This window comes from Corynebacterium sp. CNJ-954 (assembly GCF_001942345.1).
GTDB lineage: Bacteria > Actinomycetota > Actinomycetes > Mycobacteriales > Mycobacteriaceae > Corynebacterium.
Map to the genome: position 1 here is coordinate 247,505 of NZ_MKKI01000022.1, position 25,794 is coordinate 273,298.

Annotated in this window: 24 protein-coding genes and 1 pseudogene; 23 read left to right on the top strand and 2 right to left on the bottom strand. The window is 66.1% G+C overall.

The window, feature by feature from the left end:
* Positions 1 to 12 precede the first annotated feature (12 nt).
* From BJF89_RS08985 to hemL, 15 genes and pseudogenes are all read left to right on the top strand, one after another.
* Positions 13 to 981 carry a Ppx/GppA phosphatase family protein gene (locus tag BJF89_RS08985; RefSeq protein ID WP_075814375.1) on the top strand — a complete coding sequence of 323 codons (969 nt, stop codon included), beginning with the start codon at positions 13 to 15 and terminating at the stop codon, positions 979 to 981.
* Positions 982 to 1,248: 267 nt separating this feature from the next.
* Positions 1,249 to 2,211, top strand: a complete 963-nt coding sequence (locus tag BJF89_RS08990; RefSeq protein WP_139311953.1) for a stage II sporulation protein M — start codon at positions 1,249 to 1,251, stop codon at positions 2,209 to 2,211.
* Positions 2,212 to 2,275: 64 nt separating this feature from the next.
* Positions 2,276 to 3,105, top strand: a pseudogene (gene proC / locus BJF89_RS08995) (pyrroline-5-carboxylate reductase).
* Positions 3,106 to 3,347: 242 nt separating this feature from the next.
* Positions 3,348 to 3,548, top strand: a complete 201-nt coding sequence (locus tag BJF89_RS09000; RefSeq protein ID WP_038546114.1) for a helix-turn-helix domain-containing protein — start codon at positions 3,348 to 3,350, stop codon at positions 3,546 to 3,548.
* Between the two features lie 277 nt (positions 3,549 to 3,825).
* Positions 3,826 to 3,927: a 30S ribosomal protein bS22 gene (locus BJF89_RS09005; protein ID WP_003855542.1), complete on the top strand. Its 102-nt coding sequence runs from the start codon at positions 3,826 to 3,828 to the stop codon at positions 3,925 to 3,927.
* Positions 3,928 to 4,072: 145 nt separating this feature from the next.
* Positions 4,073 to 4,369 carry a glutaredoxin family protein gene (locus tag BJF89_RS09010; protein WP_075814153.1) on the top strand — a complete coding sequence of 99 codons (297 nt, stop codon included), beginning with the start codon at positions 4,073 to 4,075 and terminating at the stop codon, positions 4,367 to 4,369.
* A gap of 194 nt (positions 4,370 to 4,563) precedes the next feature.
* Positions 4,564 to 6,045, top strand: coding sequence for a glutamyl-tRNA reductase (locus BJF89_RS09015; protein WP_083650630.1), 1,482 nt, complete (start codon positions 4,564 to 4,566; stop codon positions 6,043 to 6,045).
* Positions 6,042 to 7,031, top strand: coding sequence for a hydroxymethylbilane synthase (gene hemC / locus BJF89_RS09020; protein ID WP_075814155.1), 990 nt, complete (start codon positions 6,042 to 6,044; stop codon positions 7,029 to 7,031). The genes BJF89_RS09015 and hemC overlap by 4 nt, the downstream gene beginning before the upstream one ends.
* A 95-nt stretch (positions 7,032 to 7,126) precedes the next feature.
* Positions 7,127 to 8,980 (top strand): uroporphyrinogen-III synthase, encoded by a 1,854-nt coding sequence (locus BJF89_RS09025; protein ID WP_075814157.1) that lies wholly within the window; start codon positions 7,127 to 7,129, stop codon positions 8,978 to 8,980.
* 62 nt (positions 8,981 to 9,042) lie between these two features.
* Positions 9,043 to 10,047 carry a porphobilinogen synthase gene (gene hemB, locus BJF89_RS09030; protein WP_075814159.1) on the top strand — a complete coding sequence of 335 codons (1,005 nt, stop codon included), beginning with the start codon at positions 9,043 to 9,045 and terminating at the stop codon, positions 10,045 to 10,047.
* 28 nt (positions 10,048 to 10,075) lie between these two features.
* A complete protein-coding gene (locus BJF89_RS09035; RefSeq protein WP_075814161.1) occupies positions 10,076 to 10,747 on the top strand; it encodes a hypothetical protein in 672 nt (223 codons plus the stop codon).
* A 3-nt stretch (positions 10,748 to 10,750) separates the two neighbouring features.
* Positions 10,751 to 11,251 carry a hypothetical protein gene (locus BJF89_RS09040; protein WP_075814163.1) on the top strand — a complete coding sequence of 167 codons (501 nt, stop codon included), beginning with the start codon at positions 10,751 to 10,753 and terminating at the stop codon, positions 11,249 to 11,251.
* A 149-nt stretch (positions 11,252 to 11,400) separates the two neighbouring features.
* Complete coding sequence (locus tag BJF89_RS09045) at positions 11,401 to 13,845, top strand: cation-translocating P-type ATPase (RefSeq protein ID WP_255372562.1); 2,445 nt, start codon at positions 11,401 to 11,403, stop codon at positions 13,843 to 13,845.
* Positions 13,845 to 14,024: a hypothetical protein gene (locus tag BJF89_RS19470; RefSeq protein WP_255372563.1), complete on the top strand. Its 180-nt coding sequence runs from the start codon at positions 13,845 to 13,847 to the stop codon at positions 14,022 to 14,024. Before BJF89_RS09045 ends, BJF89_RS19470 begins: the two co-directional genes overlap by 1 nt.
* Positions 14,025 to 14,200: 176 nt before the next feature.
* Entirely contained in the window at positions 14,201 to 15,499 is a 1,299-nt protein-coding gene (hemL, locus tag BJF89_RS09050) for a glutamate-1-semialdehyde 2,1-aminomutase (RefSeq protein WP_075814165.1), read from the top strand.
* A 47-nt stretch (positions 15,500 to 15,546) separates the two neighbouring features.
* On the opposite strand, the gene BJF89_RS09055 is transcribed toward hemL, so the two are convergent.
* Positions 15,547 to 16,584 carry an iron-siderophore ABC transporter substrate-binding protein gene (locus BJF89_RS09055; protein ID WP_075814167.1) on the bottom strand — a complete coding sequence of 346 codons (1,038 nt, stop codon included), beginning with the start codon at positions 16,582 to 16,584 and terminating at the stop codon, positions 15,547 to 15,549.
* A 106-nt stretch (positions 16,585 to 16,690) separates the two neighbouring features.
* Between BJF89_RS09055 and BJF89_RS09060 the strand changes: the two genes are divergently transcribed.
* The 8 genes from BJF89_RS09060 to BJF89_RS09095 all read left to right on the top strand — a co-directional run bounded on the left by BJF89_RS09060 (position 16,691) and on the right by BJF89_RS09095 (position 24,458).
* Complete coding sequence (locus tag BJF89_RS09060) at positions 16,691 to 17,296, top strand: histidine phosphatase family protein (protein WP_075814377.1); 606 nt, start codon at positions 16,691 to 16,693, stop codon at positions 17,294 to 17,296.
* A 7-nt stretch (positions 17,297 to 17,303) separates the two neighbouring features.
* A complete protein-coding gene (locus tag BJF89_RS09065; protein ID WP_075814169.1) occupies positions 17,304 to 17,921 on the top strand; it encodes a TlpA disulfide reductase family protein in 618 nt (205 codons plus the stop codon).
* Positions 17,914 to 18,702 (top strand): cytochrome c biogenesis CcdA family protein, encoded by a 789-nt coding sequence (locus tag BJF89_RS09070; RefSeq protein WP_075814171.1) that lies wholly within the window; start codon positions 17,914 to 17,916, stop codon positions 18,700 to 18,702. The genes BJF89_RS09065 and BJF89_RS09070 overlap by 8 nt, the downstream gene beginning before the upstream one ends.
* A 33-nt stretch (positions 18,703 to 18,735) precedes the next feature.
* Entirely contained in the window at positions 18,736 to 20,475 is a 1,740-nt protein-coding gene (locus BJF89_RS09075) for a cytochrome c biogenesis protein ResB (RefSeq protein ID WP_075814173.1), read from the top strand.
* Positions 20,476 to 20,563: 88 nt separating this feature from the next.
* Complete coding sequence (gene ccsB, locus BJF89_RS09080) at positions 20,564 to 21,691, top strand: c-type cytochrome biogenesis protein CcsB (RefSeq protein WP_075814175.1); 1,128 nt, start codon at positions 20,564 to 20,566, stop codon at positions 21,689 to 21,691.
* Between the two features lies 1 nt (position 21,692).
* Positions 21,693 to 22,754, top strand: a complete 1,062-nt coding sequence (rfbB, locus tag BJF89_RS09085) for a dTDP-glucose 4,6-dehydratase (protein WP_075814177.1) — start codon at positions 21,693 to 21,695, stop codon at positions 22,752 to 22,754.
* A 187-nt stretch (positions 22,755 to 22,941) separates the two neighbouring features.
* Positions 22,942 to 23,643, top strand: a complete 702-nt coding sequence (locus BJF89_RS09090; protein ID WP_075814179.1) for a hypothetical protein — start codon at positions 22,942 to 22,944, stop codon at positions 23,641 to 23,643.
* Positions 23,644 to 23,675: 32 nt separating this feature from the next.
* On the top strand, positions 23,676 to 24,458 hold the full coding sequence (locus tag BJF89_RS09095; protein ID WP_075814181.1) for a hypothetical protein: 783 nt from the start codon (positions 23,676 to 23,678) through the stop codon (positions 24,456 to 24,458).
* A 12-nt stretch (positions 24,459 to 24,470) separates the two neighbouring features.
* Here BJF89_RS09095 and BJF89_RS09100 read toward each other — a convergent pair whose 3' ends face one another.
* Positions 24,471 to 25,751, bottom strand: coding sequence for an acyl-CoA desaturase (locus tag BJF89_RS09100; protein ID WP_075814183.1), 1,281 nt, complete (start codon positions 25,749 to 25,751; stop codon positions 24,471 to 24,473).
* Positions 25,752 to 25,794: the final 43 nt, after the last annotated feature.

Sequence of the window (25,794 nt, forward strand, 5' to 3'; positions counted from 1 at the left end):
AGGGTGGAAACCGTGCGACTAGGTGTCTTGGATGTGGGAAGCAACACCGTCCACCTCGTGGTGGTGGACATGGCTCCGGGCGGTCCTCCGACCCCGATGAGCAACTGGAAGACGCCGATGCGCCTGGTGGAGTACCTCGATGACGAGGGTGCCATCAACACCAAGGGCGTCCGGAAACTGATCAAGGGGGTCGGGCTCGCGGCGGAGATGTCCGAACAGTTCCACTGCGACGAGATGCTCCCGTTCGCTACATCGGCATTGCGCTCGGCGACCAATTCCGAGGCAGTGTTGGCCCAGGTTGAGGAGGAGACGGGTGTCCGACTGCGGATCCTGTCGGGCACCGCAGAGGCTGAGCTGACCTTCCTCGCCGTCCGCCGCTGGTTCGGCTGGTCCGCAGGACGGATCTGTGACCTCGACATCGGCGGTGGATCACTGGAGATGTCGGTAGGCGTCAACGAACTGCCGGACGTCGCCCTGTCGGTGAACCTGGGTGCCGGACGTCTGACACATGACTGGTTCAGGACGGACCCGCCGAGCCGCAAGGAGATCAAGGCGCTGGCCGCGCATATCGACGAGACATTGGAGGAGCCGGTCGCCCAGCTCAAGGAGGCGGGACCGGTTGATCTGGCTGTGGGGACATCGAAGACGTTCCGTATGCTGGCCAGGCTCACCGGCGCGGCGCCGTCGTCGGCGGGCCCCAGGGTGCGTCGTGTACTGACCCGCCCGGGCGTGCGTCAGCTGACCTCCTTCATTTCCAGGATGACGGCTGCAGACCGTGCGGAGCTGGAGGGGGTGTCCGTGGATCGTTCGGCGCAGGTGGTCGCGGGAGCCCTGGTGGCGGAGTCCACGATGCGCCATCTGGGGATCGAACAGCTGCAGTTGTGCCCGTGGGCGCTGCGCGAAGGTGTGATCCTTCGCCGTGCCGATGCCGCGGACGCCGCCGAATTCGATCCGAACGTCGATTTCGACAGCACGACGTGAGTTTCGGCGACACGTGACGGAGGCCGCTGACGGTGTCCGGATAAAAAGCTCGGAAAGGATCCCGGGAAAAAGTCCTGGTGAATTACCGTTTGTCGACGGTTCTACGGGAGCGTTGATCCACCGATGTGGGCTGTACACGTGATAACTGTAAACTGTCACCTGATAATTGAGGCATGCGTGTAGGACGCCGGACGATGCGGTGGCCACCGCGGTGCCTTGTGCCCGCCGCCCGGTCCGGCGGGAGATGACCGATGATGGGAACGACGGATGAGTGAGAAGCTGACTGTTGCGGAGCTTATGGCCCGCAACGCCAAGGACGGTGCTCGCAGAGCTGACCGTCCTCGGCGTCGACGTAATCTCGAGGACGGCGGGGTCTCGGTCTCCGAACTGACCGGTTCCATTCCCGTCGTCAGCGACGAGGACCTCGGTCAGGACGGTGCGGTCGGCACCGCCGAGGATCTCGCACCCGCCGATGCAGATATCCCCGCCGGCACGACCGCCGACCGTCATCCACATCAGGGTGGACACGAACTCGACGGACAAGACGTCGTTGACGGTGAGGTCATCGACGAATACGACGAGGCTGAGGCTTTCGAGGGGCCTGAGGAGTCCGAGGAGTCCGAGGAGTCCGCGGAACCCGACGAGGTTGATGCAGTTGACGGCATCGCTGGAGCCGACCAGGACGAGCGGGACATCGTCGCTACCGACACCGGTGAGACTCCGGATGAAGCAGACGCCGGGGCGGCAGAGACCACCGTTCTCCCTCGTGTCGACGCCCGGACGGAATCGCCTGTAGGCGCGGACACCGGGGTCGAGTCTGAGGTCGCCCACGATGCGGAACCGCTCGAGGATACTGCCGGAGAGGCTGAGTTCGTCGGGTCCGTCGGGTCCGTCGAGCAGACGGTTTCCGCCGAAGAACAGGCTGACGGGCAGGCAGAGGCAGACCCCGACAAGATCATCGAGTACGAGGACGACGCCATCTCCTGGCCCGCACTGCTGGGGCAGACTGCTCTCGCCGTGGTCATCGGCGTCGTCATCTTCTTCGGCTTCACCCTGCTGTGGGACAAGCTGGGCACTGCCCTCGTCCTGGTCATGTCCGGCATCGTCACCCTGGTGTGTGTCGGTGTCGTCCACGCTCTCCTTCGTCACCGTCACACACTGGTCCTCATCCTCGCGTTCATCGTGGGCCTCGTGATCACGCTGGGGCCGCGTCTGATCATGTCGATCTGACTCCTGCCTTCCTACCGCCACCCGTGAGTGGCGAGCTTCACCGCCGCGTGGCACGCTGGTGCGCATGACACGTATTGCATTCATCGGTGGAGGAAATATCGGAGAGGCCCTCATCTCGGGCCTCGTGAGCGGGGACGGTTCGGCAGACAAGCCCGACGTCGTCGTGTTCGATCCGAGCGCCAAACGTCTGGACTTCCTCCGCGAGAAGTACGGCATCACCGGAGCGGACGACGCCGCCACCGCCGCCTCGGAGGCGGATTTCGTCGTCATCGCCGTGAAGCCCCACATCGTCCCCTCCGTCCTGGAGGACATCTCCTCGACCCTCGACAACAACGACACCGAGACCGTCGTGGTCTCGGTGGCGCGGGCGTCAGCCTGGCGACCATGGAGGCAGGCCTGGCGGCCGGTGTCCCGGCCGTCCGCGTCATGCCCAACACACCCATGCTCGTCGGCAAGGGCATGAGCGCCGTCGCCGGTGGCCGCTTCACCTCCGAGGAGCAGGTCGAGTCCGTGAAGGACCTCTTCGCCACCGTCGGCCAGTCCGTCGCCGTCGCGGAGAAGGACATCGACGCGGTCACCGCCGTCTCAGGCTCCGGACCGGCGTATATCTTCATGGTCGCCGAGGCGATGACCGATGCGGGAGTGCAGCTCGGCCTGACCCGCCCGATCGCTCAGCAGCTCGCCGTCGCCACCGTTGAGGGCGCAGCCACCATGATGGCCCAGGGAGACAAGAACCCGGTGGATCTCCGTGCCAATGTCACCAGCCCCGGCGGTACCACGGCCGCTGCCACCCGCGGCCTGGAGGAGAACGGTCTCCGCACGGCGTTCTTCCGTGCCATGCAGGCCTGTGTCGATCGTTCGGTGGAGCTCGGCCGTCCGGCCGGAGAGAACTGACCCTGAAGCCCAACTTCCCCCCGTCCGGGGGTGGCGGTGAATGGAAGACACCACCTGTGCCCCTCAAGTCACAACCGTGTCACCAGTGTCTCCCGTCTCCCGGATAATCAGCCGTCATCTTTTGTCATTCGCGTCGCAATATTCTCAGGAATAACGATAGGATGGTGCCAGCGCCCGACGTGTCGAAGTTCTGCAGGAGGGGAAGCCTGCAGCGCGTGCGTGCGTCGTAAGGATTGGAAATTATGGCAAACAATGACAGTGGTACGTTCCTGACGGTCGCGGAGGTCGCCGAGCTTATGCGGGTGTCCAAGATGACCGTCTACCGCCTGGTTCACTCCGGTGAGCTGCCGGCGGTGCGTGTCGGCCGCTCTTTCCGCGTGCATGAGCAGGCGGTGGAAGAGTACCTGGGTGCCTCGATCTATGAGGCCGGCCAGACAGGCTAGCGCTGCCGTCCCCCTCGTGGGGACGGTTCCGGGGCCACCTGACCCCGGCGCCCCTTCAGTCCACCGGTGATGAGCCGGTGGGGTGGAGGGGCTTTTTGCTGGGGTCTTTTGCTGTGGCAATGGTGCGCCAGTTAAACTGGTCTCCATTCGTGTCGGATCGGTCCCGATCGGTGAGGTTCCCCTGCCGTTTGCCGTCCGCCCGCGGTGCCACGGGTATCGTGCGGGAACCGACCAGCAGCATGATCCTTAACCGAAGACCAACCACGAGGGAGGACCCATGGGTTCTGTCATCAAGAAGCGTCGTAAGCGCATGTCGAAGAAGAAGCACCGCAAGATGCTTCGCCGTACCCGTGTCCAGCGGCGGAAACTCGGCAAATAAGCCGGTGCACCACGAGGCGCGGTTCTGCCACCCCTTCCCGGGGTCGGGGCCGCGTCTTGTTCTGTGTCCGGGGTCGTCCGGGCTCGTCTGGGACAGCTGAGGGTGTCACGTGCGGGGAAGGGGCGGCAGACTAGTCTCGGGGAGTATGGACAGTACTCCGCAGCTTCCGGACCATGGCCCGACCGTGACGCTCATGGTCCGGGCCACCTGCGGCTCGTGCAGACGGGTCAGGGAACAGATCGCTCCGGTCTGCCGTGAACAGGGGGCGCCACTGCAGGTCGTGGACGTGGATTCGGAGCGCGCCCTGGCCATCCAGTTCGGTGACCGGGTGCCCGTGGTTCTCGTGGACGACGAGGAGATCGCCTGTTGGGAGATCGACGACGACGAACTCATTGACGCACTGAGATCGGCACGCGCCACGGGGTCACCGGGAGTCCTGTGAAAGAACTTGTGGTGCCGGGGCATTAACCGGGGGTCGGTAACAGTGCTCTCCGGTGCTTTTGTTATTGGGGGGCATAAGGGGATACCGTAGGTACCTGGTACCGCATGACGGCGTCGACCACCGGGGACCGGTGGGCGGAAGACGCCGCTGCGGAAAAAATGACCACTGACGATTTCGCGGGAGGCTGTGCAGCCATGGCAGGACTCGGGATCACCGGACCGGCAGCCGTCCTCCTGGTCGGCTTGTCCTTCCGGTCGGCACCTGTGCCAGTTCTCGAGAAGGCCTCGGTCTCTCCGGCGGAATTGAATCGTCTGGAGCGTGACCTTGTCGGGGGAGAGTGCGTCACTGAGGCGCTGATCCTTTCCACGTGCAACCGTATGGAGTTCTACGTCGCCACGTCGGCGTTCCACCCCGCGCTGGACCATGTGGTCGAGACTGTCGCCGCGCATGCGCAGATGGACGCCGTCGAGCTCGAACCTTATCTGTACGTCCGTTACGCGGATGCGGCTGCGGAACACATGCTGACTGTCGCCGCCGGACTGGATTCAATGGTGGTGGGCGAGCAGCAGGTCATCGGACAGCTGCGCAACGCGTACACCTCAGCCTCGGACAACGGTGTGGTGGGTACCGCGCTGCACGACCTCACGCAGCGTGCACTCCGCACCGGCAAGCGGGTCCACACGGAGACCAGCGTCGACGAGGCGGGTTCCTCCATGGTCAGTTTCGCGTTGGACCATGCCCTGGCTGAACTGGGCGTGCAGGACATGTCCGGCCGTGATGCGGTGGTCATCGGCGCCGGTGCCATGGCCTCGTTGGCGTCGACCTACCTCGGTCGGTCCGGCGTCCGCCACGTCACGGTGGTCAACCGGACGGTCGGCCGTGCGGAGAACCTGGCCGCACACGCCAGGGAGGCCGGCGTCGACGCACATGCGGTGGGGCTGGACAATCTGGCGGACGCCCTCAGCGGCGCGGACGTCGTGGTCTCGGCGACCGGTGCCGTCGGTACGGTGCTGGGTCCCGATGACCTCGCGGCGACGCAGCTGGACCACCCCCGCCGGATGGTTCTGGTTGATCTGTCGATGCCCCGTGACATCGACGATGCGGTGGTTGAGGTCGCAGCGGGGGACGGTGCGGCAGACAGTGCTGACGTCCGGCTGTTGAACATCGAGGAGCTCACCGCACTCGCGGGCGACGGCGCCCGGGACGAGTCCGCCGCGCGTGACATAGTGGCCACCGAACTGTCGGAGTACCTGGAGCAGGTGCGTGTGCAGTCGGTCGTGCCGACGGTGAAGGCGCTGCGCCGTCGCGCCGCCGATGTCGTGGACGATGAACTCGGCCAGCTGGTCCGGCGGACACCCGGCATGAGTGACGAGGACCGTGCCGAGGTCGCCCGTACCGTACGCAGGGTGGTCGACAAGCTTCTCCACGCACCGACGGTCCAGGTCAAGAAACTGAGTTCCCAGGACGGGACAGTGAACTACGCCGAGGCACTGGCGACCCTGTTCAATCTTCCGTCCAGCGGGAGCTCGGTGGTCTCTCAGGCCATCGAACCCGGTGACGCCGGCAAGGCCCGGATCGGGAATGTACTGCAACAGAGCACGACGATCCCGCAGGAGTACGTGGAGTTCCCGGACGCGGCGTCCGAGGTACCTGACAGGACAGAGGAGGCATCGTGAGCGGTGAGACTGCTGCGCCGCGGAATCTTCTCGTCGGCACCCGGGCGAGCAACCTCGCGCGGACCCAGGCAGGGACGGTCCGTGACGCGCTCACAGACGTCCTACGGGGTATGTTCGCTGATGCCGCCGGCGAGGCGGAACTGCACTTCGTACACACTCCGGGAGACGCGTCCCAGAAGGCGCAGACACCGGTCAACCGCATCGGCGTCGGCGTCTTCACCGAGACTCTGCGCAACGCCCTCGCCGCCGGGGAGTGCGATGTCGCGGTGCATTCGTTCAAGGACCTGCCCACCGCACCGGACGACAGGTTCATCATGGTCGTCCCGGCCCGTGTCGATCCCCGCGAGGTGCTCGTGAGTCTCGACGGTGTGGCCCTGCGGGATCTCCCGGACGGGGCGAAGATCGGTACTGGCGCTCCCCGGCGTGTCTCCCAGATCCGTGCACTGCGTCCGGACCTGGAGGTCTGTCCGTTGCGGGGCAACATCGACACCCGGATGGGCCGGGTCGCCGCCGATGACCTCGACGCGGTCGTGCTGGCACGGGCCGGACTTGAACGGGTCGGGGAGATCGACCGGGCCTCTGAGACCGTGTCTGTCGATGACATCCTTCCCGCGCCCGCCCAGGGTGCGTTGTGCGTGGAGGTCCGGGCCGACGATGAAGAGGCAGTAGCTGCAGTCCTCGGACTGGATGACCCGGTGTCCCATGCGACCGCCGTCGCCGAGCGTGCCGTCCTCGCTGAATTACAGGCGGGATGCACGGCCCCTGTCGGCGCATGGTCGACCTACGAGAACGGGACACTGACGTTACGTGGCGGTGTCTTCGCCTTCGACGGGTCAAGACAGCTGGTGCGTGAAGACTCCGTCTCCCTGGAGATCCCCGAGGGGCCGTGGCTCCGCACCGCCGCCGAGCTCGGCCATGCGGTCGGTCGTGATCTCATCGACGGCGGCGCCGCCGAGATCATCACCGACATCGTCGGTGCCCGTTGACCTGGTATTGACCGGTCTGTCGCACCGTTTCCCTGCGGCCCAGCCATGCCCCCAGCCCACCAGCACTGCCTGACCTACCTGAGAAAGTCACCTCGATGACCACTGCCGGAATTGCCCAGACGGGTCCCACGAACAGTCCACTGACTGGCCGCGGACGCGTCCTGTTCGTCGGCGCCGGCCCCGGAAACCCGGAGCTGCTGACGGTCCGTGCCCGCGAGATCCTCGAAAACACCGCCCACGTCTGGGTCGACCCCGCTGTCACCGAGGCCGTCCGCGCCATCATCGCCGATGCCCTGCCGGTCCCGGAGGACAAGCGCATCGCCGCAGAGAAGGAGTGGGAGGCCGAGCTTGAGGCAGCGAAGGCGGCGGGTGCCCGACGTCGGCCCCGTCGACCCGCTGAGGTCACCGCCGCCGAGATCGTGTACGCGGCGCCTCACACGACTGAAGCAGTGGCAGCACACGCCGCCGCGGAGGATGCTGCGCGCGAGGCTGAGGCCGGGGGCTACGCCAGCTACCCGGACACGCCGGACCCGGATGAGATCCGTCCGGTCGAGGCCTCCGAGGTCGCACATGCGATGGTCGACCACGTCCGCCACGGCCACAGCGTTGTCCGGCTCGTCGCCGGGAATCCGGTGAGCAACCCCGCCGTCCTCATGGAGCTGCAGGAGGTCGCGGCGCTCGGTGTGGAGTTCGAGGTGGTGCCGGGAATGACCGGTGCCTCGGCGCTCCCGGCGTACACCGGCATCGCCACCGGCGACGGCTACACCGCGGTCGACCTGAGGTCGGATGCGACATCGGAGGTCGACTGGGACGGTATCGCCGCGGCACCGAAGCCGCTGATCCTCACCGCCGGGCCGTCGGATCTGCCGACGATCACCGCGGAGCTGAAACGGCGCGACGTCGTCGGAAGCACCCCGGTCACCGTCACCTCGCACGCCACGACGCGCCGGCAGCGTTCCTACGACGTCACCCTCGACACCCTGAAGTCCGTCGTCGCGGCCTCGGGCCCGTTGGCCAAGGAAGGGGAGATGCCCCAGGAACTGGTCGTCACCGTCGGTACCCAGGCCAGTCGTCGCAGCAAGTACTCATGGTGGGAGAACCGGTCCCTGTACGGGTGGACGGTGCTCGTGCCGCGGGCGAAGGATCAGGCCGGTCCGATGAGCGCCCGGTTGGCGTCGCACGGGGCGATTCCGATCGAGGTCCCGACGATCTCGGTGGAGCCGCCGAGGAGCCCGGCGCAGATGGAACGTGCGATCAAGGGGCTCGTCGACGGCCGGTACCACTGGATCGTCTTCACCTCCGTCAACGCGGTGAAGGCCGTGTGGGAGAAACTCGCCGAGTTCGGGCTGGACGCCCGTGCACTGGCGGGTGTCCGGGTCGCGGCCGTAGGCGCGAAGACCGCCCAGGCCGTCCGCGACCTCGGGATCACCCCGGAACTGCTGCCGAAGTCCAACGCCCGCAACGCCTCGGGACTGGTGGACGTGTTCCCGGCGTACGACGAGGACCTCGACCCGGTCGACCGGGTCCTGCTTCCGCGTGCCGACATCGCCACGGACACCCTGGTCGACGGGCTCGTTGACCTGGGGTGGTCGGTCGAGGACGTCGTCGCCTACCGCACGGTGCGCGCCGCGCCTCCCAGCCAGGAGGTCCGGGACATGATCAAGTCCGGTGGTTTCGACGCAGTGTGCTTCACCTCGTCATCGACGGTGAAGAACCTGGTCGGCATCGCCGGAAAGCCGCACACCCGCACCATCATCGCCTGCATCGGCCCCATGGCCGCCCAGACGGCGCGTGAACACGGCCTGCGGGTGGACGTCATGCCTGAGGTGGCCGGTGTCCCCGAGCTCGTGGACGCCCTGGCCCACCACGTGGCCGAGCTCCGCGCCGCCGGTCAACTGCCGCCGCCGCGGAAGCGTCGTCGTCGGCGCCGTCCTGCGACAGGGCAGTAGGAGGCGTCACGGGGGAGAGCCGGGCTGATCCCGACCTCCGCGCCCGGCGTACCATCAGCACCATGACTGATGATGTGCACCCCGTCCGCCGTCCCCGTCGCCTCCGCACCACGCCGGCGATGCGTAACTTCGTGGCCGAGACCCACCTGGAGCCCAACCAGCTGGTCCTGCCGATGTTCATCGCCGACGGCATCGACACTGCCCGTGACATCTCCGCGATGCCGGGCGTCCAGCAACACACCGAGGACTCCCTGCTGCGTACCGCTGAGGAAGCCCTCACCGCCGGAGTCGGCTCGGTCGATCTCTTCGGCGTCCCGACCCCTGAGGCGAAGGACGCCACCGGTTCCCAGGCATGGGCGGCAGACGGCGTCCTCAACAGGGGGTTGTCGGCGCTACGCCGCGAGTTCGGTGATGACCTGATCGTCATGGCGGACACCTGTCTCGACGAGTTCACCGACCACGGTCACTGCGGCGTCCTCACGGAAGACCGTTTCGGTACCACCGTCATCGACAACGACGCGACGCTGCCGCTCTACGCACGCATGGCGGTCGCCCAGGCGGAGGCCGGGGCACACGTCGTCAGCCCATCCGGCATGATGGACGGCCAGATCGCGGTGATCCGACGTGCCCTGGACGAGGCGGGCTTCCAGGACGTGTCCATTCTGGCGTACTCCGCCAAGTACGCCGGTGCCTTCTACGGTCCTTTCCGCGAAGCGGTCGGCTCGTCGCTGCAGGGGGACCGCAAGACCTACCAGCAGGATCCGCGCAATGCCCGGGAATCCCTCATGGAGGTGGACCTCGACATCGCCGAGGGAGCCGACATGGTGATGGTCAAACCGGCGATGCCCCACCTCGACATCCTGCGTCAGGTGGCCGACATGTCCACCGTCCCGGTTGCGGCGTACCAGGTGTCGGGTGAGTACTCCATGATCACCGCCGCGGCACAGAACGGGTGGATCGACCGCGAAGCGGCGATCATGGACTCGTTGACCGGCATCCGACGCGCCGGTGCCGACATCATCCTGACCTACTGGGCGACCGAAGCTGCCCACCTGCTGCGCGGCTGACCATTGGTTGACTAAGCTGGTCGACGATATGACACAGCAGACTTCACCGACACCGCCGAAGGTCGGACGGCCGGACGGACTGGCTCCCTCATCCAAGGACGCACCCGAGAATGTCCGGGACGGCGTCCGCGCCTGGTACATCGTCGGCGCCGTACAGGCGCTGACGGCCGCACTGCAGCTGGTGATGAACCTGCAGGACCCGCGTGCCCTGACGAGTCAGGTGCGCGAGCAGATGGACTCCGTCTCTCTGCCCGACGGTGTTTCCGAGGACACCCTGGTGACCGGCACCGCGATCCTGAACCTCCTGTTCAACCTCGTCGCGGTGGCCGTGTGCATGTACCTGACGAGACGGGTGTCCCGGGGCGGTGTACGGAGCAGGATGGTGCTGTGCGTGGGGTCGGTGTATCTGGCGCTGATGGCGCTGCTGCAGGTGTTCTCCAGCCCGCCGGACACCGGGTCCACGCCGTTGGTTCTGCTCGTCGGTGCGGGCACGATCATCTCGGGCGTCATCGCCGTGGTCGGCATCTGGCTGATCACCCGACCGGACAACGCCGACTGGTTCGGTCTCCCGGACAAGGCCGAGATCGAGGCCTACGCCGAGAAGATGGCCAAGCGGAGTGAAGAACTCGACAAGGAACGCGCCGAGAAGAAGAAGCGAAAGGCCCGTGAGGCCGAGGAGAAGAAGAACAGGGGACGTTGAGCCGTGCCCACCATGTTCCCGGTCTCCCACAACTCCGACCCCGGAGACCGTAACCGCGCGATCAGGTACTGGAAGCCCGGCGACGGGACGCCCGGGTCGGTGAAGACGGCGGTGGTGCTGTTCCTCATCGCAGCCGTCGGCCTGTTGGTGAGTGGGGCGATGATGTGGACCGCCGACCGTCCGGTGGTCGACGACGCCGACCAGATGGCCTACGTCGAGACCTTGTCCTCGAACATGAAGTGGGTGGGGTCGATACAGATCCTCGCCGCCCTCGTGATCGCCCTGCTGATCCCCGCTCTGGTGCGCGGCAACGGTCGTCGGCGCCGTTGGCTCATGATCACTGCGTCTGTGGCGATGGGCTTCACACTCGTCGGCTGGGTCTTCAACGTCGGAGGGTTGGAGCAGCCGTTGCTGGCACTGGCCATGGCACTCGGAGCGTTGGCGATGTACCGTCCCGCCGTGCGGACGTTCTTCGGGGAATCCCCCTCGGAGCTGGAGGGCTGACCTGTGGAAACGTCGGGACACACGGCACCGGGTCCGGGGGAGCACAAGATGTCGGCCACAGGCGGGGATTCCACGCGTGGCGGCGAGCAGGAAGAACCCTCGGACGCGGTGACCCGGCTATCGCCGATGCCCGTCGGGCAGCCCGTGCTGTGGGGCTCACTGCCGACGATGACACCGATGACGGGCCTGAGCAGCGGGGGAGAGGCGGGGCCCGCCTGACATCCTTCACCTTCCACCTGGGCGACCTGGGATCGGCGACACAGGCGGGGAAGGTCGAGGCTGCGCTCAACCTTCTTCCGGGGGTCCAGGCACGCGTGGTGTACTCCACGTCCATGGCCTGGGTGACCGCCCCGGAGTCCCTGCAGCCCGACGTCCTCCGTGACGTCATGACGGATGCCGGAGTGGATTCCTGGTTGACCGTGGCATCGTTGCGACGACGGGCCGAACGACTCGCCCGTGCCCGTCCGACGAGTGTCAATGCGCACCTGCACCGCGAGAACCGCGACCGCACACCTCATTCCGGTGGAGCCTTCCACCAACTCGGCCAGCGACGGCGGCGTCAGACCGGTGGTACCGAGGTGCTCTACACCGCGCGGAACCTGATTACCGGAGCCCGCCTGCTCGTTGCGGTGCTTTTCGGTCTTCCGGTCGTCGTCCTGCAACTTTTCCCGGAATGGCAGTTCGACTACTGGCAGTGGATCTGCCTGGCGATGTCCACCCCCGTCGTGCTGTGGTGCGCCTGGCCGTTCCACCGGGCGATGCTCGGTGGACTGCGACGGGGGATGCCTGCCCTCGACGCCGCTTCTTCCGCGGCGATCCTCCTGGCCTACCTCTATTCGCTGGCGGAGTTGCTCACCGGTTCGACCGGTGACCTCGGCTGGCGTTCCGGCAACATCCTCATCTCCTGGGGGTACCAGACCGACGCGGTGTTCTTCGACGTCGCCTGCGGCTGCACCATCCTCCTGTTGTTCGGGCGGCTGGCTTCCCGACGGACCCGCCTGCGGTCCCTCCTGGCGCTGAACATGCTGTCCGTCGAGCGGGCCGGCGACGTCACCGTGGTGCGCAAGTCACGCCATGGAAAGCCGGTGAAGCGGAAGATCCCGTCGACGGAGGTCCGGGTCGGCGACGACGTGATCGTCGGCGTCGGTGCCGTGATCCCCTGCGACGGTGAGGTGGTCGGTGGTCGGTCGACCGTCGAGGCGGGTCCCTTCACCGGCGGACGGGGGGAGACCGCTGTCGAAGTGGGCGCGAGCGTCTACGCGGGATCCCGCAACACCGGTGGTGAGCTGAAGGTCAGGGTGAACAGGACGGGATCGCGGACCCGTATCGCTGCAGTGCGACGGTGGATCGCGGCCGCCGAACGGGAGGAGAACAGGCTGGAGCAACTGGCCACCCGCACCGCGTCGCTGCTGGTGCCGTGGGCGGTGGCTATCGCGGTCATCGCGGCGGTGGGCTGGTTGACCATAGCGGAGAGCGTCACGGCGGCAGTCGCCACGGCGCTCACCGTCCTGGTCTCCGTCGCCCCCGTCGCCCTGGCCCTGTCCACCACGCTCGCGCTCCGACTCGGCCTGGCCCGCGCTGCCTCGGGTGGGATGCTGCTGCGTGACACCGGCACCGTCCACCGTCTCGCGGCGGTCGACACCATCATCTTCAACCGCGCCGGGACGTTGACGACCGGCCCGATGAACGTCGTCGGGGTGACCGCTGCCAAAGGGGAGGTCGCCGAACTGGTGCTCCGGGTGGCGGGTGCGCTGAGTCTCGAGAGCCCGCACGGTGTCTCACGGGCGATTGTCCGGGCTGACCGTGAGTCCCGCGACAGCGGTGCCGGCGGAGACAAGGTGCCGCACTGGCTGGAGGCCGGTCCCGTGGAAGTCGACCCCCGGGGCGTCTTCACCGCCACCGTGGACCTACCGGTCGCTGACCCGGGGACCGGGGAGCAGACCGTCCGGCCTGTTCAGGCGGAACTGTGGCGCCCCCGTGATCTCTCGGAACTCGAGGACCCGACCCTGGCCAACGCGGTCCTCAGCGGTGGGGCGCCGCTCGTCGTCAGTTGGCGGGGGAAGGCCCGGGGTGTCATCAATGTCGCCGACAGCATCAAACCTGATGCGGAGTCCTCCGTGCACTGGCTGGAGGACGCCGGGGTGGAGACCTACATGCTCTCGCGGGACACCTATCCCGTCGCCCGTCGGATGGCTGACTCGATCGGGATCTCCAAGGTGCTCGCCGGCATCATCCCCGCGCGCAAGGCCGCGACGGTGCGAAGTGTGCACGCCCAGGGCGCCACCGTTGCGATGGTCGGTGACCAGGATGTCCTGGACTGTCTCGATGTCGCCGACGTCGGAATTCTGATGGGCTCTGCGGACCGGCTGGACAATCTGGGCGGTGAACACGGCCAGGCGAGGGGCCTCGATTCCGCAGCCAGCGATGTCGTGATCATCAGGGAAGATGTCGCCGTCGTGGCGGAATCGGTGAATCTGGCCCGTCATGTCCGCGCCACCGTCGACTGGAACCTCTGGCTCGCCTGGGGATACAACGTCATCGCCCTGGTGCTCGCCGTGTCCGGGTTCCTCAACCCGCTCCTGGCGACTGCCTGATGCTCGGGTCGTCCCTGCTGATCGAGTGGCGGTCGGCGCGGATCAGCCACCGCGACTACAGCATCGGTGACCCCCTCGGACGGGAGGGGACAGATGCCCCCGGCAGCCGACCTGACACGCGGCTCGGGAGACTGCGGGCCTGGGCCGGTGAGAATCTGAGTCCCTGGCAGTCCCGGTGAGACGTTGTGGGGCCCGGTACCGCGGAACGGCGCCGGGATGGACGCCCAGGGTCGGTGTCGGCCCCGCAGAACACCCTCAGGCGTCTGTGTGACCGGCCGTTCACCCGGGGGCCCGCTCCTGCGGTCCGGTCATTATGCTGGGGGCAGTTGGGATAAGCGATCTGAAGGAGTGGCAGATGAGTGGACGGACGAACAGCTCGGCGGCGATGGACCGGGCGAGGGGTGTCACCCCCGGCGGCGTGAACTCGCCGGTACGCGCATTCGGCTCGGTCGGTGGGACCGCACCGTTCATCGCCTCTGCGGCAGGGTCGAGGCTCACCGACATCGACGGGAACGACTACGTTGACCTGATCTGTTCCTGGGGGCCGATGCTTCACGGAAACGCCCATCCCGCAGTGGTCGAGGCGGTTCGTGAAGCGGCCGGGAAGGGGCTGTCCTTCGGTGCGCCGACCCTCGCCGAGACGGAGCTCGCCCAGGAGATCATCGACCGCACCAGTGTGGAGCGGGTCCGGTTGGTGAACTCCGGAACAGAGGCGACGATGTCGGCGGTCCGGCTCGCACGCGGGTTCACCGGCCGGGACAAGATCCTGAAGTTCAACGGGTGCTACCACGGGCACGTGGACTCTCTCCTGGTGGCTGCGGGATCCGGTGTCGCGACCCTGGGACTGCCCGATTCGCCGGGGATCACCGCGTCCGCTGCGGCAGAGACGATCGTCGTGGACTACAACGACCTTGATGCCGTCCGGGCGGCCTTCGCCGACAATCCCGGTCAGATCGCCGCGGTCATCGCGGAGGCCAGTGCAGGCAACATGGGTACGGTGCATCCACAGGACGGGTTCAACGCCACCCTGAAGGAGATCGCCCACGCTGACGGCGCACTGTTGATCCTCGACGAGGTCATGACAGGTTTCCGCACCTCACGTTCCGGGTGGTTCGGGGTGGACGGGGTGGCCGGTGACCTGACCACGTTCGGCAAGGTCGTGTCCGGCGGGATGCCGGCCGCAGCGTTTGGCGGGCGGGCCGAGATCATGGACATGCTCGCCCCGGAGGGACCGGTGTACCAGGCGGGGACGTTGTCGGGGAACCCGGTCGCCACGGCATCGGGCCTGGCGTCGCTGCGTCTGGCGGACGAGTCGACCTACACGACGTTGCAGAGCAACGCCGACCGGTTGTCGTCACTGATCAGCGAGGCGTTGTCGAGTGAGGGCGTGGCACACCACATGCAGCGGGCCACCACGATGCTCTCGATCAGGTTCGCCGAGGGCCAGGGGCACAACTTCGCCGAGATGCAGGCGGCGGACACGTTCCGCTATGCACCGTTCTTCCACGCGCTGCTCGACAACGGGGTGTTCGCGCCGCCGAGCGTCTTCGAGACCTGGTTCGTGTCCACCGCGTTGACCGATGACGACTTCCAGCGCATCGAGTCCGCCCTGGTTCCGGCTGCCAAGGCGGCTGCGGCGGCGACAGTAGCCTAGCAGTTTAGCCAGCGTGGGCTGCGTAGTCCGTCTCCGTAGTTGGATTCCTAGGAGAGCGCTTCCTCGATCATCGGGACATAGCGCTCCAGGGTCCAGGGGACGGTGAGGGGGTTGATCATCGACGACGCGGTCACGAAGGACTGGTCGGTGGGGGCGACCTCGGCGCCGTCGCGTATTGCCGTGACGTTGCCGTAGACCGGGTTGTCGTGCATCTCCCGGCGGTTGGCGTCGTCGGAGTAGAAGGTGAAGATCAGGTCGACGTCATTGAGCCGGTCGGCGTCCTCAAGGCTGAACTGGGCGGAGTCGGTGCCGACGACCTCGTCGTCCTTCATCTCCTCGACGACGGGCGCTGTCTTCAGACCCAGGTTGGCGACCATCGCCGCACGTTGCTCGGACGGCAGGAAGACCCCCATGTTCTGGGCGGGGCCCTGGTTGTAGATGAACGCGAAGTCGTGGTCCGCGAATTCAGGGTGGTCGTCACGGACGGCGGCGAAGTCGTCCTCGATGCCGTTGATGAGGTCCTCGGCACGGTCGGGTTCGCCGAGCGCGGTGGCGATGGTGGTGATCTGGTCTTCCCAGTCGATGGTCCACGGATGTTCGGGGTAGGCGACGGTGGGGGCGACGGCGCTGATCTGGTCGTACTGGTCCTGGGTCATGCCGGACCACGGTGCCAGGACCAGATCGGGGTCCAGCGCCGCGATTTCCTCGGCGCTGACCTCCTCACCCCCGGTGATGAGTTCGGGGAGTTCCCCGCCCTCCTCTTCGACTGCCTCCCGGATCCACGGAAGTTGCCCTGAATCGTCGGCGCCCCACTCGTAGCTCTCGGTACCGACCGGCGTGACTCCGAGCGCGATGGCGGTCTCGGCGGACCCCTGGCCCAATGTGACGACACGTTCGGGCTTCGAGGTGATCTCAGCTTCGCCGAGCGCATGGGTGATGGTGGTCGGGGTGAACGCGTCGTCCCGGTTGTCCTGGGACGCGTCGTCTGAACCGGAGGAACAGGCGACGAGGAGTGCGGTGGTGAGGCAGGACACCGCGACGGCGGCCAGTGTGCGGCGCTCTGTGCGGCGGAGAATGAAAGTCATGAGGGTAGGCTAGCATGCCTACAGATGGTGACTGTCATTCACCACACCGCGGCCGGGGAGCTGTTCACTTATGAGCTGAGCACCATGCCGGGTAGTGTCAGACACCATGACAACGATCGTCCACCTCGTCCGTCACGGGGAGGTCCACAACCCCGACCGCATCCTCTACGGTCGTCTGCCCGACTGGCACCTCAGTGTCCGCGGCCGTCAGATGGCCGCCGCGGTCGCCGCTGACCTGTCCGATCATGACGTCAGTTACGTCGTGTCCTCCCCGCTGGAACGTGCCCGCGAGACCGTGGCCCCGTTGGCGGAGACCGTCGGAATTGCGCCGCAGGTGGACGAAGACCTCCTCGAGGCCGGAAATGACCTGGAGGGTCTCCACATCAAGGGTGTCCGTTCGGCCCTGTGGAATCCGAAGCGGTGGCCGATGCTGAAGAACCCCGGCGTTCCGAGCTGGGGCGAGCCGTACACCGAGATCCTCGACCGTATGTGGCGTGCCGTCGACCGTGCCCGCCGGGGGGCGGAGGGCGGTGAAGCCGTGTGTGTGACCCACCAGCTTCCCATCGTCTGCGTCCAGCGGGATGTCCAGGGACTGCCGCTGAGGCATAACCCGGCGGCGCGCCGGTGCGAACTTGCGTCGGTGACGTCGCTGGTCTTCGAGGGCGACGACCTTGTCGACATGGTCTATTCGGAGCCTGCGCAGGAGATCTGATCCGGTGATGAACGTGAAGCAACAGGGACGACGGGTGGCTGCCGCTGTGATCGCCGCGTCACTGGCGTTGGCCGTGTCAGCATGTGGTGAGGACAACACCGCCGGGACGGATGCCGTCGTTGACGGGGGTACCTTCGAATTCGTCTCCCCGGGCGGCCAGACCGAGATCACCTACGACGAGGGCGACCGTGAGCCTGTGGGAAACCTCCAGGGCGAGTCGTTGATGGAGCCGGAGCAGACGATCGCCCTGGAGGACTACGAGGACCAGGTGGTCGTCCTGAACTCCTGGGGGCAGTGGTGCGGCCCGTGCCGCAGTGAGGCCGACGACCTGCAGCGCGTCCAGGAGAAGTTCGAGGACGACGGTCGCGGGACCATCCTCGGTATCAATGTCCGTGACTCCGTGGCAGACAAGGCCCGCGACTTCGTCACGGACAACGGGATCACCTACCCCTCCATCTACGACCCGCCGTTCAAGTCCGCGCTCGCGCTGGGCGGCCTGCCGGCGTCTGTCATCCCGACGACCATCGTCTTGGACAAGCAGCACCGTCCCGCGAAGGTCTTCCTCCGCGAGATCAACGATGACGAGCTGTGGGCGGCCGTGGAGCCGTTGCTGAACGATGAGTGATCTCGGAACCGCGTTCTCCGAGGCGGTGACCACCGGGCCGATCCTCCTGGCCCTGGCTGCCGCGGCGGTCGCCGGCCTGGTCTCATTCGCCTCCCCGTGCGTGATCCCGTTGGTTCCGGGATACGTCTCCTATCTCGCCGGAGTCGTCGGCGCGGACACGGAGTACACCCGGGAAGGCACCGTGGTGACCGGACGCCGGGGCAGGGCAGGCGGTGCGGCACTGTTGTTCGTGGCAGGTTTCACCGTGGTCTTCGTCCTCGCGACGGCGACCGTCTTCGGCGCGATCAGCGCGTTGATGATCAACCAGGAAACGCTCATGCGCGTCGGCGGGGTGGTGACGATCATCATGGGCATCGTGTTCATGGGGTTCATCCGCCCGTTGCAGAACGACACCCGCATGGCGCCCAAGCGGTGGTCCACCCTCGCGGGTGCACCGCTGCTCGGGGGGGTCTTCGCCCTGGGGTGGACTCCCTGCCTGGGGCCGACCCTCGCAGCGATCATCTCCGTGTCCGCCGGTACTGAGGGCATGACCGCGGCACGGGGGGTCATCCTGATCATTTCCTACTGCCTGGGCCTGGGACTACCGTTCATACTTGTCGCCCTGGGCTCCGCCAAGGCTCTGCGTGGGGTCGGCTGGCTGCGGAGGCACTCCCGCACCATCCAGCTCATCGGCGGTGCCCTGCTGATCATCGTCGGCATTCTGCTGGTCTCCGGCCAGTGGGCACTGTTCATCGACTGGATCCGTCAAGGTCTGGTCTCCGACACCACGCTGCCGATCTAGGCTTCACCCGAGTTCCTCTCCCGAAAGGTTTCCATGATCCGCTGGTTCCTGCGTCTGCCGAAACGGGCCTGGCAATGGCTGACCCGTATGCGGACGGCACTGGTCCTGCTGTTCCTCCTCGCTCTCGGCGCCGTTCCCGGTGCGTTGCTGCCGCAGCGTTCCCTGAACGCGGGCAATGTCACGGAGTACATCGAGAACAACGGTCGGATCGGTGAGATCTACGACAAACTCGGACTGTTCGACGTCTTCAGCTCGCCGTGGTTCGCAGCGATCTACGTCCTTCTCTTCCTCTCCCTGATCGGATGCATCCTCCCGCGCAGCTGGGACCACTACAAGGCCCTGCGGACGCGTCCGCCGTCAGCTCCGAAACGGTTGACCCGTATGCCGAATTTTGTGGAGGGGACGGTCGAGACCCCCGCGGAGGACGTCCAGGAACAGGTGACCCGACGATTCCGCAAGTGGCGGGGCGGGGCCACCGAGGCCGCGGACGACCGTGCCGGGAAGTGGTCGTTCGCTGCGGAGCGGGGTTACCTCCGCGAGGCGTCCAACCTGGTGTTCCACCTGTCGCTGGTCGGTATCCTGGTCGCCGTCATGGCGGGACGACTTGTCTACTACGAGGGCCAGGTCATCGTCATCGCGGGTACGGATTCCGCAAGCTCACAGTTCTGCAACTCTGCTGTCGCGAACTTCGACTCGATGCGTCACGGCCCTCTCTTCGACGGCACCACCCTGACTCCGTTCTGCGTGAACGTGAAGAACTTCGATGCGGAATACACCGCAGACGGTCAGGCGACCCACTTCTCCTCGGACGTCGACTACGCCGAGGGCGAGGACGCGATGCTGCCCACCGACGAGTGGGACCATACTCAACTGCAGGTGAACCATCCTCTCAACGTCGACGGAGACCTCGTCTACCTCCAGGGGCGTGGCTACGCGCCGACCTTCACGGTCACCTGGCCGGACGGGGAGACCCGGACCGAGACCATCCAGTTCCGTCCGGATGACCTGACCTACTTCCTGTCGTCCGGTGCGATCAAGATGGACCCGCCGGCGGGAATGTACGAGGACCTCTACGACCGACGGCAGAATCAGCTGGCGATCCAGGGGCTCTTCGCTCCGACGGCAGAATTTTCGGGCGAGAACGACTCCCTGCTGACCTCGTCGCACCCCGACCTGCTGGATCCTGCTGTCGCCATCGACATCTACCGGGGCGACACGGGACTGGATGCGGGGACCGGACAGGACATCTTCTCGCTGGACTCCAACCAGCTACACAGTGGTGCCTTGCAGAAACTGGACCGGGTCAATCTCATGGAGGGGGAGTCGGTCACCCTCGACGACGGCACGGAGATCACCTTCGACGGTGCCAAGAGGTTCGTGAACCTGCAGGTCAGCAGAGATCCGACGACACCCTTCGTGCTCGGGTTCGCCGTGCTGATGCTGGTCAGCCTGGTCGGGTCCCTCACCATCAAGCGTCGCCGCTTCTGGGTGCGGGTCACCGACAACGGTGACGGCACCTCCCAGCTGCAGATCGCAGGACTGGCACGGACTGATTCGGCCGGATGGGGTCGTGAGTTCAACCGCGTGTCCGAGGAACTGCTTCAACTGGATGAGGAAGAGCTCGACGAGGAGTTCGACCAGACTGACAGTGAATGGGAGGACTGGGAGGACGAGCTTCAACGCGAACTGGACCGCGAGGTCTCATCGGGTGAGCTCGCTGACAGCAGCGATACAGAGGACGGTGGCACACAGGATCGACCTGAGGAACGCTAAACCCCAGCTCACTTTTGGTTTTCGCTACAGGTGCGCAGTAACGTGGGCCGAGTTACGGTCCAGTCATAATCGACGGAGGAACTGACGGATGGACATCCACGACGCCAACGAGGGCCTGGCGAATTTTTCCGACCTGGCGTTCGCCACGACCGCGGGTCTGTACTTGATTGGCCTCGCCATCTCCCTCATCTTCTACGGGATGCTGCGTTCGGCGACGGAAGCTCGCCGTGAGCGCGCCCGTATCCTCGGCGAGAACAAGGCCGAGCGTGCCAAGGAGAAGGTGGCGGTCGCTGCAGCAGGATCGGCTCCGGCAGACGGCCCCGGCCCCGCGACCGGTGTCGACAAGGATGCCGTCGACGGTGGCAGCCACGACGTCTCGGGTATTGCCACGGGCTCGCTCTCGGAAGAGGATCTGCCGAAGAACTTCCAGGTCGATGCCTTGCGGAAGAAGTTCCGCCGGACGGACCAGTGGGGTGGCATGGCCCAGGCCGTGATCTGGCTGGGTGTGGCGATGCACCTGCTCTTCCTCGTGACACGTGGACTGGCTGCGCAGCGTTTCCCCTGGGGAAACCTGTTCGAGTACGTCTCTGTGGTCTCGGGCGTGTCGATGGTCATCGCCTGCTACGTCCTCCGGCGGAAGGCCATGCGTGTGCTGTGGCCGTGGATTCTCACCCCGATCCTGGTCCTGATGTTCTACGCCGGCACGGAGCTCTACGCTGACGTCGCCCCACTCGTGCCGTCCCTGAACTCCTACTGGTACTGGATCCATGTCTCGGTGGTCTCGATCGGCGGTGGTATCGGTCTGGTCTCGGGCATGGCGTCACTGCTCTACCTGCTCCGGCGCGCCCAGCCGAAGGGTCAGGAGAAGGGGTTCTTCGGCGCGATCGCCGTCCCGTTGCCGGACGCCTCCAAACTGGATGCCCTGGCCTACCGGGCGGCGATCTGGACACTCCCGGTCTTCGGACTCGGTGTGGTCTTCGGCGCGACGTGGGCACACTTCGCCTGGGGTCGTTTCTGGGGCTGGGACCCCAAGGAGACCGTCTCCCTGATCACCTGGATCCTCTACGCCGCTTACCTGCATGCCCGCGCGACGCCGGGCATGCGTGGCAAGCCTGCCGCGTGGATCAACGTCCTCGCATTCGCCACGATGGTCTTCAACCTCTTCTTCATCAACATCGTCATCTCCGGTCTGCACTCCTACGCCGGACTGAACTGACATGCCGCACCATCCTGACCGCCGGATCACCCACCTGCTGGTGACCGGCGGTGCCGGTTTTATCGGGGCCAATTTCGTCCACCGCACTCTCGCGACCCGGCCGGATGTCCGGATCACCGTGCTGGATGCCATGACCTACGCGGCGAACCCCGCCAACCTCGCGGGGGTCACGGAGAGCGGCGTCAGCGTCGTGGTGGGTGACGTCTGTGACACGGGGCTGGTGGACGACCTTCTTTCGGAGGTGCGCAGGGCGGCGACGGCCGAGGGCGGTGATGCCGCCGTGGTGCATTTCGCGGCGGAGAGTCACAACGACAACGCTCTGCGGGATCCGTTGCGTTTCGTACGCACCAACACCGAGGGCACCGGGGTTGTCGCCGATGCATGTGTCCGTCACGGTGTCCATCTGCACCACATCTCCACGGACGAGGTCTTCGGCGATCTCCCGCTTGACAGTGGAGCCCGCTTCACCGTGGACACCCCCTACATGCCGTCGTCGGTGTATTCCGCGTCGAAGGCGTCCGCCGACCATCTGGTGCGGGCGTTCGTGCGTAGTCACGGTCTCAGCGCGACGATCTCGAACTGCTCGAACAACTACGGGCCGCGTCAACATCCGGAGAAGTTCCTGCCTCGTCAGATCACCGGCCTCATCAACGGGGAGAGTCCGCGCCTGTACGGCGCGGGAGACAATGTCCGGGACTGGATCCACGTCGATGACCACAACGATGCTGTCTGGACGATCCTGGATCGCGGCGTACCGGGGGAGACGTATCTCATCGGTGCCGACGGCGAGAGGTCGAACAGGCAGTGCGTGGAGACGCTCCTGCAGTTGTTCGACCGGGACCCGGGGGACGTCATCCACGTGACTGACCGGCCGGGGCATGACCGTCGATATGCGATAGACCCGTCGTCCGTCGAGGCGCTGGGATGGGAGCCCCGGTACACCGATTTCGCTGCCGGGTTGGCGGATACGGTGCAGTGGTACCGGGACAACCGCTCCTGGTGGGAAGTCAGTCGGAAAGATGCGGAGGAGACCTACCGGGATACGGAACAGGTCATTGACTGACCTGTATCGGGGGTGATGTTCGGGGGTAGTGAAAAATGGTTGTGAGCTGCGACACATGCTGTCGCGGCCGGGTTTCCCGGAGCGATTGTTCCAGATCGTCGCTTTCGCGAACATAAATAAGGGTAGGTTGACCGATGTAAGTCTCCACTGCCTCACCCGGCGCCACACCGGGGAAAGGATCACCAGCATGACCATGTCCCGAGTAGTCACTGTTCCGTCCGCCCGTCGCACGTGGCGCACGCTTCTCCTGAGCGGTGCAGCGGTGCCGCGCCTGGCGGGCGCCCAGCCTGCTGACGGCTACCAGATCGGCGACGAGGCCGTCGTCCTGCCCAACCCGCCGGCAGACTTTGCCCTCACCGTGCCTGGCACGACCCTGGCGCATGGCCAGTCCGCGGAGGTGCTCACCCGACTCCCGCAGGGCCCGACGCTGTACTGGGAGATTTCCACCGGTTGTCCCCGCACGGTCGCTCCCGAAGACACGGACCTGGGGAGTGTTTTCGGCGCGGGCGTCAATCCTGCGCCGGATGAGGTCGACCACTACATCCTGACCCCGTACGATATAACGTTCCTCGGCGACGGCGGCGACGGCAACCCCGTTCTCCAGTCCGCAGTAGCGGTTCCGGTGCTGATTGCCACGGATGCCGCCGGTAACGCCGTGGATCCGTTGTTGTACTCCGCAGAACTGCACGGTGGGGTCGACCCGGCGGACATGGTCCCCGGTGATCTCGACAAGCTCGTCGAAGGCAGGACATACCGTGGAGCCGTGCTGGGATGCGTCCGTAACGACGGATCCGGCGCAGCGCGCAAACCTGCAGGAGTCCGCTTTCTCTTTCAGGCTGAAGGATCTGACCTCGACCCGTTGCACACCGGCCGAGTGGTCTGGCGCTGAGCACGGCTTCCGGCTGCACTATCCTCGTGGGCATGACTGTTTCACAGAAGTGGAGACGTGCGCTGGTCGCCGGAGTGACCGTCTCGGCCGTCGTTCTTGCCGGCTGCTCGGTGGGGGACGGCGCGACCGGTGGCGCTGAAAGCAGCGAGGGTCCGGCGGGCAGTAACGCTGGTGACGCCGGTGATGTGGAGGGTGTGCGGGACGACGGTGACGGGGGGAACGAGCTGATCTCGGAACGTGACCTGGACGGGGCACCGGAGGGGTTCCGGCCCACCCGCCCGGGCACCGAACTGGATTTCGGTGACGCCGCTTATGTCGTCAGTCAGCGTCCCGTGGACGACGACTCTGCTGCCCCGGGTCCTCTGCAGTTCTGGAAGGTCACTGCCACGGGGTCAGACACTCTCGACGCCGACGAGGTACCTCTGACGGAGGGCAGTGACGATGTGGAGGAGTTCGTCTGCCTCACCTACACACTCGCATTCCTCGGGGGAGGCGCGACGGCCGACGACCGGGACTCTGCGACCGTCGCTGCGCCGGAGCTCGTGCCTGCCGATGACGAGGGCACGGGTGCCAATGTCATCGAGCGCGCTGACCCGGGGACGTGCGGCGTGGATGAACAGGACCTTCTGCCGTCCAGCCTCGCCGACATCGACGAGGACGCGACCTACGGGGCCGCGGTTCTCAGTTACGTCGACAAGCAGAAGACCCGCGGCATCAACCCCACCGGCCTGGCCTTCACCTATGACTTGGCTGATACGCCAGAGTCACCCGATGAGTCGGAGCCGACGGAAATCGAACCGATCCGCTGGAACTGACGCTCGCGAGCGTCAGGCCAGGAAGGTCGGCCGGGCCTTCTTCAGCAGGGCCAGGCCCTTCTTCAACTGCCGGGGTCCGGTCTGCTCTGCGATGTCCGGGTTGGCGGTGAATGCGGCGTCCGACCGTACCTCGGGCGCATTGGAGGCGTCGGCCCGCAGCATGGAGTTGGGGAGCGAGAGTTTCAGCAGTGTGCGCTGAACCTGCATCAACTGTTTCGGGAAGCTGTCGGTGTTGTAGGGCAGGCCGTACTCGTCGGCGATGCTCTCGACCTCCTTGCTGATCTCTGCGAGGTGGTTCGACGGCATGTCGGGGAAGAGGTGGTGCTCGATCTGGTAGTTCAGGTTGCCCGACAGGACCGACAGGACGGGTCCTCCACGGAAGTTCGCCGAGCCGAGCATCTGGCGCAGGTACCATTCGTCCTGTGTCTCTTCACTGAGAGTGCGTCGGGTGAAGGTTTCGACGTCGTCGGGGAAGTGGCCACAGAAGATGACGGCGTAGGCCCACACGTTGCGTGTGAGGTTCGCCATCAGGGCGGTCTTTAGTGCGGCGCCGGCCCGACGCTTCGCACCTGCGGCGCGGGAGAGCTTCCGGCCGTTCTTCGTCCCCGGGAAGAGGTACCCGGTGGCGGCGGCGATCGCCGGGAAGCCGATGTAGTCCTTGCCGAACTGCCGGCCGGTTTTCGCGAGAGCGTCGAGCAGGCGGGGCTTGGTCTCCTCCCAACTCTGGCTGCCGGTGAAGTACCGGCCCAGTTCCACGTCGTAGAAGCCGACGGCGAGTTCGAACAGGCTGGCCAGCACCACGTTGATCAGCGGCTGCATCAGTGCCTGGGGTGTCCACTTGCGGTCCCGGGTGACCCGCAGGATGCCGTATCCCACGTCATTGTCCATGCCGATGATGTTGGTGTAGGTGTGGTGGACCACGTTGTGGGAGTGCTTCCAGCCCGACGAGGGGCCGGTGTTGTCCCACTCCCAGGTGGAGGAGTGGATCTCGGGGTCGTTCATCCAGTCCCACTGCCCGTGCATCACGTTGTGGCCGATCTCGAGGTTCTCGAGGATCTTCGCCAGACCGAGCATCATGCCCGCGGGCACAGCCACCGTGGAGGAGGTGGCGGTGGCGATGCGGGCGATCAGGTCCAGCGCCCGCTGGGTACGGATGAGGGACTTGATGTAGTCGGCGTCCTTGCCACCGAGGGACTCCCGGTGGGCTTTCTCGATCGCGGACAGACGGCGACCGATGTCGCGGACGTCGTCGTCCGACAGGTGGGCGTAGGCGGTGATGTCCTGGACGGCCATGTGTCGTCGCTCCTTTGGTGGTAGAGGGGGCTCGTTGGTGCAG